The sequence below is a fragment of the Polaromonas sp. P1_G4 genome (assembly GCF_056405475.1).
Genome location: NZ_JBFUCA010000077.1, coordinates 1 through 11,883 on the forward strand (window position 1 = coordinate 1; position 11,883 = coordinate 11,883).

Annotated in this window: 10 protein-coding genes; 8 read left to right on the forward strand and 2 right to left on the reverse strand. The window is 60.4% G+C overall.

What is annotated here, in order from left to right; translation table 11 throughout:
• The 8 genes from cmk to AC1D1X_RS06070 all read left to right on the forward strand — a co-directional run.
• Positions 1 to 621, forward strand: a 621-nt coding sequence (cmk, locus tag AC1D1X_RS06035; protein WP_477697973.1) for a (d)CMP kinase, incomplete at its 5' end; no start/stop codon positions are given.
• Positions 622 to 771: 150 nt separating this feature from the next.
• The gene (gene rpsA, locus AC1D1X_RS06040) at positions 772 to 2,457 is read left to right on the forward strand and encodes a 30S ribosomal protein S1 (protein WP_477697974.1); all 1,686 of its coding nucleotides are present in this window, start codon (positions 772 to 774) and stop codon (positions 2,455 to 2,457) included.
• A gap of 63 nt (positions 2,458 to 2,520) precedes the next feature.
• Complete coding sequence (locus AC1D1X_RS06045; protein WP_477667953.1) at positions 2,521 to 2,835, forward strand: integration host factor subunit beta; 315 nt, start codon at positions 2,521 to 2,523, stop codon at positions 2,833 to 2,835.
• Positions 2,836 to 2,898: 63 nt separating this feature from the next.
• Positions 2,899 to 3,183 carry a LapA family protein gene (locus AC1D1X_RS06050; RefSeq protein ID WP_457280053.1) on the forward strand — a complete coding sequence of 95 codons (285 nt, stop codon included), beginning with the start codon at positions 2,899 to 2,901 and terminating at the stop codon, positions 3,181 to 3,183.
• Complete coding sequence (gene lapB / locus AC1D1X_RS06055) at positions 3,173 to 4,318, forward strand: lipopolysaccharide assembly protein LapB (protein ID WP_477667954.1); 1,146 nt, start codon at positions 3,173 to 3,175, stop codon at positions 4,316 to 4,318. Before AC1D1X_RS06050 ends, lapB begins: the two co-directional genes overlap by 11 nt.
• Positions 4,319 to 4,456: 138 nt before the next feature.
• Entirely contained in the window at positions 4,457 to 5,401 is a 945-nt protein-coding gene (gene rfaE1, locus AC1D1X_RS06060) for a D-glycero-beta-D-manno-heptose-7-phosphate kinase (RefSeq protein WP_477667955.1), read from the forward strand.
• A gap of 27 nt (positions 5,402 to 5,428) precedes the next feature.
• Entirely contained in the window at positions 5,429 to 6,433 is a 1,005-nt protein-coding gene (gene rfaD / locus AC1D1X_RS06065; RefSeq protein ID WP_477667956.1) for an ADP-glyceromanno-heptose 6-epimerase, read from the forward strand.
• A 134-nt stretch (positions 6,434 to 6,567) separates the two neighbouring features.
• Positions 6,568 to 7,128, forward strand: a complete 561-nt coding sequence (locus AC1D1X_RS06070) for a ComEA family DNA-binding protein (protein ID WP_477667957.1) — start codon at positions 6,568 to 6,570, stop codon at positions 7,126 to 7,128.
• 116 nt (positions 7,129 to 7,244) lie between these two features.
• Here the strand turns inward: AC1D1X_RS06070 and AC1D1X_RS06075 are convergent, their stop codons facing one another.
• Complete coding sequence (locus AC1D1X_RS06075) at positions 7,245 to 7,790, reverse strand: DinB family protein (protein WP_477667958.1); 546 nt, start codon at positions 7,788 to 7,790, stop codon at positions 7,245 to 7,247.
• A 296-nt stretch (positions 7,791 to 8,086) separates the two neighbouring features.
• Entirely contained in the window at positions 8,087 to 11,719 is a 3,633-nt protein-coding gene (locus tag AC1D1X_RS06080) for a hydantoinase B/oxoprolinase family protein (RefSeq protein WP_477667959.1), read from the reverse strand.
• Positions 11,720 to 11,883: the final 164 nt, after the last annotated feature.

Here is an 11,883-nt window from a genome sequence, read left to right on the forward strand (position 1 = left end):
GGCAAAGGTACCCTGGCAGCTTTGACGGCCCAACGGCTCGGCTACCACTATCTTGACTCCGGCGCCCTGTATCGCTTGAGCGCATTTGCCGCCTTGCGTGCCGACGTTTCGCTCGACGACGGGGCGGCTGTTGCGCAAATCGCCCGCACCATGCCGGTTCGCTTTCAGGGCGACCGGATTTTCCTCGGGGCGGAAGATGTGTCAGAAGCCATCCGCTCCGAAGCTGCCGGGATGGCCGCTTCCCGGGTCTCGGCCCATCCCCAGGTTCGCGCAGCGCTGCTGACCCTGCAACACAGTTTCCGGCAGTTGCCCGGGCTGGTAGCAGACGGGCGTGACATGGGAACCGTCATTTTTCCCGATGCGCCGCTCAAAATCTACCTGACGGCCAGCGCCCGGCACCGCGCTGAACGACGGCATAAGCAGTTGATTTCAAAGGGAAATTCAGCTATAATCAGCGAGATTCAGCAAGATTTAGAGGCACGTGACGCCCGCGATTCATCGCGAAAGGCCGCCCCTTTGAAGCCTGCTGATGACGCCCGTCCCCTGGACAATTCCTATCTGTCGATTGAAAAATCGGTTGATCAGGTGATTGACTGGTGGAAAGGCACCCGGCCCTTCTGACCCCCGACGCGCACCCTGCGCTTGGTCAGCAGGTTCATTAACGTAACCCGCAGCCTTATTCAACGTCTGGCCGCAAGCAACCGCCGCAAGCAGCTATAAAAACAATAGCAATTCCGCTATTGGAACCCTGTTGTGTGGATGAGGAAAATCATGTCTGAATCTTTTGCCGATCTATTTAACGAATCGCTCCAGCGCTCTGAAATGCGCACCGGTGAAGTCATCACCGCTGAAGTCGTTCGCATCGACCACAACCACGTCGTCGTCAACGCCGGACTGAAGTCCGAGGCCTATGTGCCGCTCGAAGAATTCAAGAACGACCAGGGCGAACTCGAAGTCCAGGTCGGCGACTTTGTCTCCGTGGCCATCGACTCCGTCGAAAACGGCTATGGCGACACCCTGCTGTCCCGCGACAAGGCCAAGCGCCTGGCTTCGTGGATGAGCCTGGAAAAAGCCCTGGAATCCGGCGAATTCGTCACCGGCCAGACCAGCGGCAAGGTCAAGGGCGGTCTCACCGTCCTCGTCAACGGCATCCGCGCCTTCCTGCCCGGCTCGCTCATCGACACCCGCCCCATCAAGKACTTGTCTCCGTACGAGAACAAGACCATGGAATTCAAGGTCATCAAGCTGGACCGCAAGCGCAACAACGTCGTGTTGTCACGCCGTGCAGTTGTCGAGGCATCCATGGGCGAAGAACGCGCCAAGCTGATGGAAACCCTGAAGGAAGGCTCCTCCGTCAAGGGCGTCGTCAAGAACATCACCGAATACGGCGCGTTCGTTGACCTGGGCGGCATTGACGGCCTGCTGCACATCACCGACATGGCATGGCGCCGCGTGCGTCACCCAAGCGAAGTGGTGACGGCTGGCCAGGAAATCGTGGCCAAGATCCTGAAGTTCGACACCGAGAAAAACCGCGTGTCACTCGGTCTGAAACAGATGGGCGACGACCCATGGATGGGCGTGAACCGCCGTTATCCACAAGGCACGCGCCTGTTCGGCAAGATCACCAACATCGCCGACTACGGCGCATTTGTTGAACTCGAGCCAGGCATCGAAGGCCTGGTCCACGTGTCCGAAATGGACTGGACCAACAAGAATGTGGCACCGAGCAAGCTCGTGGCACTGGGCGACGAAGTCGAAGTCATGGTCCTCGAGATCGACGAAGACAAGCGCCGTATCAGCCTGGGCATGAAGCAGTGCAAGGCCAATCCATGGCAAGAATTTGCACAGGAAACCAAGCGCGGCGACCGCGTCAAGGGCCCCATCAAGTCGATCACCGACTTCGGCGTCTTTGTGGGCCTGGCTGCCGGCATTGACGGCCTCGTGCACCTGTCCGACCTCTCGTGGAACGAACCCGGCGAAGCCGCCGTTCGCAACTACAAAAAGGGCCAGGAAGTCGAAGCGATCGTTCTGGCAGTCGACGTCGACCGCGAGCGCATCTCCCTGGGTATCAAGCAGCTGGATTCCGATCCGTTCACCACGTTCGTGTCGATCAACGACAAGGGCGCGATTGTGACCGGCAAGGTCAAGACTGTTGATGCCAAGGGCGCTGAAATCGATCTCGGCGAAGACATCATCGGCTACCTCCGCGCCAGCGAAATCAGCCGTGACCGCGTCGAAGATGCGYGCAACGTGCTGAAAGAAGGCGACGAAGTGTCCKCAGTTGTGGTGAATGTGGATCGCAAGACCCGCAACATCCAGCTGTCGGTCAAAGCCAAGGACAACGCTGACCAGCAGGAAGCCATGGCAACCCTGAGCCAGCAGTCTTCGCGCGAAAGCGCCGGCCTGACCAACCTTGGCGCCCTGTTGCGCGCCAAGCTGGACAACAACGAAAAGTAAGGCGACCGTGCAGCGGTGTGATGCGTCCCCGGCGGATTGCATCGCTGTACAGCTACTTTATCCATGACCCGAAGCGATCTTGTCGAAGAACTGGCAGCCCGATTCAGCCAGCTGACGCACCGCGACGCCGAATATGCCGTCAAGACGATTCTTGATGCCATGAGCGACGCGTTGGTGCGCGGCCACCGGATCGAAATCAGGGGATTTGGCAGTTTTTCCATCAACCGCCGCCCGCCTCGCATGGGCCGTAATCCGCGTTCCGGTGAAAGCGTGGCCATCCCTGAAAAACGGGTGCCCCATTTCAAGCCGGGCAAGGCGTTGCGGGAAACGGTGGATGCCCGTACCCAGGAGCTCCTGGCGGTCACGGATCCGAAGTAAGGTCTTGCTGTTTTCCCCCGGTGGTCTGGCTACAATCGCGAGACCACCACGGGGGACGACCAAGTGAAATACCTCATGTGGCTGCTCAAGGCAGCCATTTTTTTTACGCTGTTTGCTTTTGCACTGAATAACCAGCAAACGGTTTCGGTGAATTTTTTCTTTGGCACGATGTGGCGAGCACCTCTGGTGCTGGTTGTCCTGAGTGTCTTCGCCTGTGGGCTGGCGCTCGGTATTCTTGTCATGATGCCGCGCTGGTGGAAAAAGCGCAGATCGGCCAAATATGCCTCCTCCACCATGGGCCCCCATACCGTGACCGAAGACCCCTCCACCCTCCACCATGGAATTTGATTTCACCTGGGTCCTGCTCGGGTTTCCGATCGCCTTTACCTTGGGCTGGCTGGCCTCGCGACTGGATTTGCGGCAACTGCGCATCGAAAACCGCCAGGCACCCAAAGCCTACTTCAAGGGTTTGAATTTTCTGCTCAATGAGCAGCAGGACCAGGCCATTGACGCCTTTATCGAAGCCGTACAGAACGACCCCGACACCTCCGAGCTTCACTTCGCCCTGGGTAACCTGTTCCGCCGCCGCGGCGAATACGAACGCGCCGTGCGCGTACACGAACACCTGATGTCGCGCGGCGACCTGACGCAACCGGAACGCGACCGCGCCCAGCATGCACTGGCCCTGGATTTCCTCAAAGCCGGCCTGCTGGACCGTGCCGAGATCGCGCTGCGCAAACTGGAGGGTACACCCTTCGAAGAAGAGGCCCGGCTTGCGTTGCTGTCCATTTATGAACGCTCGCGGGATTGGCCTAACGCAACCGAAATCGCCGCCAGGCTGGGTACCTCCAGCCATGGCAGCTTCAGTGCCCGGCAGGCGCATTACCTCTGCGAGCAGGCCATTGCGTCCGCAGCGGCAGGCGACACAAGCCAGGCCCTGGAGACATTGCAGCAGGCTGTGGCCATGGCCCCGGTGTCGGCCCGCCCACTGATTGACCTGGCCAAACTGCAGCATCAGCTCGGCAAGTCCCAGGATGCCTTGCGCACATTGCAGAAGCTGGAAGACCTGGCACCGCAAGGCCTGCCACTTGCCGCCGGCCTGCTTGCCAATATCGCCCAGGCAAGCGGCCAGGAAGCCGCCGCACTGGAGTTGCTGAAGACCAGTTACGCCAACGCACCGTCCATCGACGTGGTTGAAGCCATCGTCAAACTGGAAAAAGACCCTGCGTCGGCACGCCAGTGGTATGCCAGGCACATGGAACGCCAGGCGTCCCTCGTCGCCGCCGGCAAATGGATAGAAGGGGAACAACTCCAGGATGCGCACCATCACGCACTGGTGCAGCGCTCGCTGGGTCAGGCAACCAAGCCGTTGATGCGCTATCGTTGTGCCGCGTGCGGCTTTGAAGCCACGCAGCACTTCTGGCACTGCCCCGGCTGCCAGGCCTGGGACAGCTACCCGACCCGCCGGATAGAAGAACTATGAACACCCCCGTGGCTGCGCTTCGCTCCGCCTCCCCCCTTGCAGGGGGCGACACTGGCGGCCCGGCAAAGCCGGTTCCGCGGTGTCCGCTTGGCAAGAAAAGCAGCCTTTGAGCGGTGAGCCGTTTTAGAACAGACATACATGACAGTTCCAACCCTATCCCCTGAAAAGATCGCCAAAGCCCGTGTCCTCGTGGTGGGCGATGCCATGCTCGACCGGTACTGGTACGGCGCGGTAGACCGCATCTCGCCTGAGGCCCCGGTGCCCGTGGTACGTGTCACGCGCACCGAGGAACGCATAGGCGCCGCTGCCAACGTGGCCTACAACATCGTCACGCTGGGCGCGCAAGCCTCGCTGCTGACCGTGGTGGGCGACGACGAGGCCAGCCACCAATTGGAGGCATTGGTCGAAAAAACCGGCATCGCCCCTTACTTCGGCCGCGATGCACGGCTCAAAACAACGGTCAAACTGCGCGTCATCGGCCGCCAGCAGCAGCTGATCCGGCTCGACTTCGAAAACACACCGGAAAACGAGGTGCTCGCCTCCCAGTCCGCCACATTTGAAAAACTGCACACGCAGCACGACGCCGTGCTTTTTTCCGACTACGGCAAGGGCGGCCTCGCGCATATCGTGCTGATGATCGCCCAGGCGCGCGCTGCCGGCAAGGTAGTGCTGGTCGATCCCAAGGGGGCGGACTACGCGCGCTACAAAAACGCCAGCATCATTACGCCGAATCGCGCCGAACTCGAGCAYGTGATCGGCACCTGGAGCGACGAAGCCGAGCTGCGCACCAAAGCCCACAACCTGCGCACAACCCTCAATCTTGATGCCCTGCTGCTGACCCGCAGCGAGGAAGGCATGACCCTGTTTGACGCCCAGGGTGAGCTGAATGTACCGGCCGTGGCGCGTGAAGTGTTCGACGTCACTGGCGCTGGCGATACGGTGATCGCCACACTGGCGGCCATGGCGGCCACGGGCATGAACCTTCGTGATGCTGTGCCCATCGCCAACCGTGCCGGTGGCATCGTGGTTGGCAAGTTCGGTACCGCAACGGTCAGTTACGACGAACTGTTTGCCGCGGATTAAATTGCGGCTCAGGTTAAAGGAATCCTCATGAAAGTAGTAGTCACGGGTGCTGCGGGTTTTATCGGCAGCAATATCATCAAGGGCCTCAATGCCCGCGGCATCGACGACATCATCGCGGTCGACGACCTGACTGAAGGCGACAAGTTTCGGAACCTGGCCGGCCTGCAGATCGCCGACTACGTGGATGCCGACGACTTCTATGACCTCTTTGCCGAAGGCGCTTATGGCCAGGTTGAGGCCGTGTTCCACGAAGGCGCCTGCAGCGACACGATGGAGCCCGATGGCAAGTACATGATGGACAACAACTACACGCTGTCGTGCGAGTTGTTCCATGCCTGCCAGGACCAGGGAACACGCCTGCTGTATGCCTCGTCGGCCGCCACCTACGGCGGATCCGACACGTTCAGGGAATCGCCCGAATTCGAACGACCACTCAACGTCTATGGCTACTCCAAGCTGCTCTTTGACCAGCGCCTGCGGCGTGAACTCGGCAACCGGTTTGAAGGCGCAGCCACCCAGGTTGCGGGCTTTCGCTACTTCAATGTCTACGGCCCCCACGAACAGCACAAGGGCCGCATGGCCAGCGTGGCTTTTCACCAGTTCAACCAGTTCCAGGCCGAAGGCAAGGTCAAGCTGTTTGGTGAATACGGCGGCTACGGCGCCGGCGGCCAGATGCGCGACTTCGTCTTCATTGACGACGTGGTGGCCGTGAACCTCTGGTTCTTTGACCATCCCGAACAATCCGGCATCTTCAACCTCGGCACCGGAAGGGCCCAGCCCTTCAACGACGTCGCCCTCGCGGTCGTAAACACCTTGCGCAAAGGACAGGATGCTGCCGCACTGAGCCTGGAAGATGCAGTGCGTGGCGGACTCATCGACTACATCACCTTCCCGCCGGCCTTGGTGGGCAAGTACCAAAGCTACACCCAGGCCGACCTGGGCGCCCTGCGCGCCACCGGATGTGGCCATGTTTTTGCCGATGTGCAAGCGGGTGTAACTGCCTACATGCAGTGGCTGGGCAAGAACAGCTGAGGCCTAGGGTTTCCCTAAGCCCAAATCACGCCAGGCGGGTCAACGCTGCCTGAGACCAGCCCGTTATAAAAGCAGCACCTTTATTCACAAGGGTGCATAACGCACCTCGCCCATCCATCATTGAGGAGATTTCCATGTTCAAGAAAGTACTGGCGTTTTTCGCCGCCATGTCTCTCGTTGCGGCCTTTGCTGCGGTCGACGTCAACAAAGCCACTGAGGCCGAACTCGACGGCATCAAACACATCGGCCCCGTCACCTCCAAGCTGATCATCTCCGAGCGCAAAAAAAGCGAGTTCAAAAACTGGGATGACTTCATCACCCGCGTCAAAGGTGTTGGAGAAAAACGCGCAGCCGAGTTCTCGGCCGCAGGGCTGACCGTTGGGGGTGCCGCCTATACCGGCCCGGCCGCCGCAGATGCGAAGGCAAAAACCAAGGCCGAAGCCAAAGCGGATGCCAAAGCCAGCAAGAAGGCCGACAAGCCAGTCACCGAAAAGGCCAAAGACGCAGCCATCGCCACAAAGGATGCAGTCAAGGGCGCGGCTATCGCGACCAAAGATGCCGTGGTGGAATCGGCCAAAGATGCCAAAGAGGCGGTAACGTCCAAAAAAGACGCCAAGAAAGACACCAAAAAAGAAACCAAGACCGAAGTCAAGGTTGAGGCGGCCAAGCCTGCCGCAAGCGCTGCCAAGAAGTAATTGGCCCGCACCCATAAAAAACCCGCTCATAGCGGGTTTTTTTATGTTAATTTTGGCTTCCAACCCTTTAGGGTCGGGCGCAAGCAGCTATCTATTTCATAGCACTTCAAAGGCCTCTACACCAGCGCAATCAGGTCCGTCACGCCCACCGCGGCGCCGGCCTGCGTGACCAGTGTCGTGGCCTGCCCCCGGTGGTGTGTCTGGTGATTGAAAAAATGCGTGAGGGCCTTCCAGACCACGTGTTCGCGCTGCACCCCTTTCGAGTTGGCGTAGCGCATGGTCATGGCCGGGTAAGCCTCAGGCATGTCGGCAGCCCACTGCTCGATGGCACCGTCGAGCTGCTGCCGTTTGGCTTTCAGCCCGGCCCAGTCTTCGTACAGCACCATGTCCAGCGTGTAGGCCTGCGGCATGTCGACAACTTCAGAGTTCAGCGATGTAAAACGGATGCCGTTGTCTGCCCCACATTGCGCAAAGCGCCTGAGCCAGACCTGGTCGGCCAGAACCAGATGGCCGAGCGTGTGATGGATCGAGCCGAAGAAAGCGCCACGGGCCCGCTGGCGCTCCTCATCGGTCAGGGTTTCACAGGCGTCATACAGCCGTTCATTCATCCAGCGGTTGTACTGAGCCAGAAGCCGGTAGTTGTCGATAAACGAAGCGGTCATATTTGCTCCTGAATTGATAGCTGCTTGCGCTTGCCAGGATTGCGCCAGAGCCGGATTTCATCCAAAAAGACCCGACGGGAATTGCGGCCCACCACCTGCTTGATTGCCCCAAAGCCAGGGCACATCAGCAGGCGCGTTTTCCACCCTTAGATTTTCACCTGAAAGAGGTACTGGTGAATGGCTCCGGCCAGGAAGATCAAACGCAGCCTGTCAAGTGCTTTGGCTCAATAACCAATGGTGACGTGTCTGCGTTTGCTGCGACTCAGGCCGGCACCAACCGGCCTGTCTGCATTGCGTCAAGCTTTTCCGAAGCCGCCGCCGCCCGGCGTATGGATTTCAAAAATATCACCAGGCTGCATCTCGGCCTGGCCGATATGGCCCAGTGTTTCGATCTGGCCTTGCGCCCGGACCACAACGTTTTGCCCGACCTGCCCGGCTTGACCTCCGGCCATGCCGAAGGCGCCGTGTTTGCGCCCGTTCGACAGGATGCTGGCCGTCATGGCCTCCAGGAAGCGGACACGGCGCACACCGCCATTGCCGCCGTGCCAGCGGCCTGCACCGCCGGAGCCCTGGCGAATCTCGTAGCTTTCCAGCCGCACCGGGAAGCGGAATTCCAGTACCTCCGGGTCGGTCAGCCGCGAATTGGTCATATGTGCCTGAACTACAGAGGTGCCGTCAAAACCCGACACCAGCTTGCCCGCATCATCCAGCTTTCCGCCGGCACCCGAACCACCCGAAATGGTTTCGTAGTACTGGTGGCGGGCATTGCCGAACGTGAAGTTGTTCATCGTGCACTGGCCGGCTGCCATCACACCCAGCGCGCCGTAAAGCGCATTGGTGATGCAGGTGGACGTTTCCACATTACCTGCCACCACCGAAGCCGGCGGGTTCGGGTTGAGCATGGAGCCCGGCGGGATGATGACCTTGAGCGGCTTCAGGCAGCCCGCGTTCAACGGGATATCGTCGTCAACCAGTGTGCGGAACACATACAACACTGCGGCCATGCACACCGCCGTTGGCGCGTTGAAGTTATTGGTCTGCTGCGGCGATGTGCCGGCGAAGTCGATCTCGGCGCTGCGTCCTTTGACGTCAACGCGGATGGACACCTTGATCTGGGCGCCGTTGTCCAGCGGCAAGGTGAACTCGCCATTTTTGAGGCGCGTGATCACGCGGCGCACCGACTCCTCGGCGTTGTCCTGCACATGGCGCATATAAGCCAGCACCACCTCCAGGCTGAAGGTGTCCACCATCTTGCGCAGCTCCTGCACGCCCTTTTCATTGGCGGCGATCTGCGCTTTCAGGTCGGCCATATTCTGCTGCGGGTTACGGCTGGGGTATTTGCCGCTTTTGAGCAGCGCAATCATTTCGGCCTCGCGCAGCACGCCGCGTTCCACCAGCTTGACATTGTTGATCTGCACACCTTCTTCTTCAATCAATGTCGAGAACGGCGGCATGGAGCCCGGCGTGGTGCCGCCGATGTCGGCATGGTGTCCGCGCGAACCGACATAAAACGTCGGCTGTGTGGCCGCACCAAGGTAGACCGGCGTAATGACGGTGATGTCGGGCAGGTGCGTGCCGCCATGGTAGGGGTCGTTCAGCACATACACATCACCAGGCTGCATCTTGCCGGCGTTCTCGCGAATCACCGTCTTGATGCTTTCGCCCATGGAACCCAGATGCACCGGCATATGCGGCGCATTGGCGATCAGGTTGCCTTCGGTGTCAAACAGTGCACAGCTGAAGTCCAGGCGCTCCTTGATGTTGACCGAGTAAGCGGTGTTCTGCAGCTGCAGGCCCATCTGCTCGGCAATGTTCATGAAGAGGTTGTTGAAGACCTCCAGCAGCACCGGGTCTACCGTCGTGCCCGCCGCAAATTTCACGGCTCGTTCAGCCCGGCGGTCCAGCACCAGATGGTCCAGCGCCGTCAGCGCGGCTTCCCAACCCGGTTCCACGACCGTGGTGGCGTTCTTCTCGGCAATGATGGCCGGCCCCGAGATGATGTCGCCCGGCCGCAGATCTTCACGCACCACCAGCGCGGCGTCATGCCACTGGCCGCCGGAGTACATGCGCACGGTTTCGCGGCGAGGTACTTCACGCGGCTCATGCGTGGTGTGGCGCGGCTCGGCAGGCGCGTCGCCTGCCACCACGGACTCTACCGACACGGCCTCAACCACCAGGCCCTTGCCCTGCATCAGGAAGGCAAAGCGCTGGCGGTAAGCGGCTTCGAACCCGGACTCGATCTCGTCCAGCGTACCGAAGGGCACGATGAGCGCGGAGTCACTGCCTTCATAACGCACATGCACGCGGTGATGCGTGGTGATGCTGCCGGTGCTGACCTGCTGGCGCTGCAGCTCGGCCTCTGCCGTTGCAGCGAGCGAGTTGAGCTTGTCGGCAATTTCCGGAAGCACGGCGGCCGAGAGCTTGAGCTCCACCGCCTGCTCACGAATCACATTCTGGTCGGCCAGGCCCATGCCATAGGCGCTCAGCACACCCGCCAGCGGATGCACAAACACCTTGGTCATGCCCAGCGCATCGGCCACCAGGCAGGCGTGCTGCCCGCCCGCACCGCCAAAGCATTGCAGCGTGTAGCGTGTCACGTCATAGCCGCGCGCCACCGAAATTTTCTTGATGGCGTTGGCCATCTGCTGGACCGCGATGTTGATGAAGCCCTCGGCCACCACCTCGGCACTGCGGCCGGTCTGTCCCGCCAGTTCGTTGAACTGGGCCTCTACCGCCTCGTAACTCAAGGGCTCATCGGCATTGGGACCAAATACTTTCGGAAAGTAGCGCGGCTGCACCTTGCCGACCATCACGTTGGCATCGGTCACCGCCAGGCGGCCACCGCGCCGGTAACTGGCGGGGCCTGGGTTCGCGCCTGCACTCTGTGGACCAACCCGGAAGCGCTCGCCGTCAAATTTGAGGATGGAGCCGCCGCCCGCCGCCACGGTGTGGATACTCATCATGGGTGCCCGCATGCGCACGCCGGCGACCTGGGTTTCGAATTCGCGCTCGAACTCCCCGGCGTAATGCGACACGTCCGTTGAGGTGCCGCCCATGTCAAAGCCTATGACCTTGGCATGGCCGGCGATTGCGGCCGTGCGGGCCATGCCCACAATGCCGCCCGCCGGGCCGCTCAGGATGGCGTCTTTGCCCTGAAATACATGCGCATCGGTCAATCCACCGGAAGACTGCATGAAAAAGAGCCGTACCCCCGGCATCTCACTGGCGACCTGTTCCACATAACGGCGCAGGATGGGGGAGAGGTAGGCGTCCACCACCGTGGTGTCGCCGCGGCTCACAAACTTCATCATCGGGCTGGTTTCATGCGAGGTGCTGATCTGGGTAAAACCCACCTCGGTCGCGATGCGCTTGGCGGCCTTTTCATGCTCCGTGAACCGGTATCCATGCATAAAAACAATCGCAAGGCTTCGCAGCCCTTTCTGGTACTGCGCAAGCAGCTCCTTTTTTAATAGCACTTCGTCGAGCGCCTGAAGCACCTCGCCTTGCGCGCCCACACGCTCCTGGGCCTCCACCACCGCGCTGTAAAGCAATTCGGGCAGCACGATGTGGCGGTCAAACAGACGGGGGCGGTTTTGGTAGGCAATGCGCAGCGCATCCCGAAAGCCGCGCGTGGTCACCAGCAATGTCGGTTCACCCTTGCGCTCCAGCAGTGCATTGGTGGCCACGGTCGTTCCCATCTTCACGCAGTCCACCACGTCGGCGCGTATCGGCTCGCCCGCTTTCAGACCCAACAGGTGGCGGATGCCGGCCACCGCTGCATCGCGGTACTGCTCCGGGTTTTCCGACAGCAGCTTGTGGGTCACGAGCGAACCGTCAGGCTTTTTGGCGACGATATCGGTGAAAGTGCCGCCGCGGTCTATCCAGAATTGCCAACGGTCGCCGCCCGGTTTTGAAGTGGTGTCTTGCATGGTTTTTGATTTCAGAGTTAACGTGTTCTTTGCTGATCTCTATGGATCTTTATTGATCTTGTGTGCCGTCAGGCCTGGCTCGACGCAACGCTGTGCGGCGATGTTGGCCGGGGCCTCTTGTCCGGAAAATTGGCGATCTGTGACCTGCCAATGTACCCAAGTAC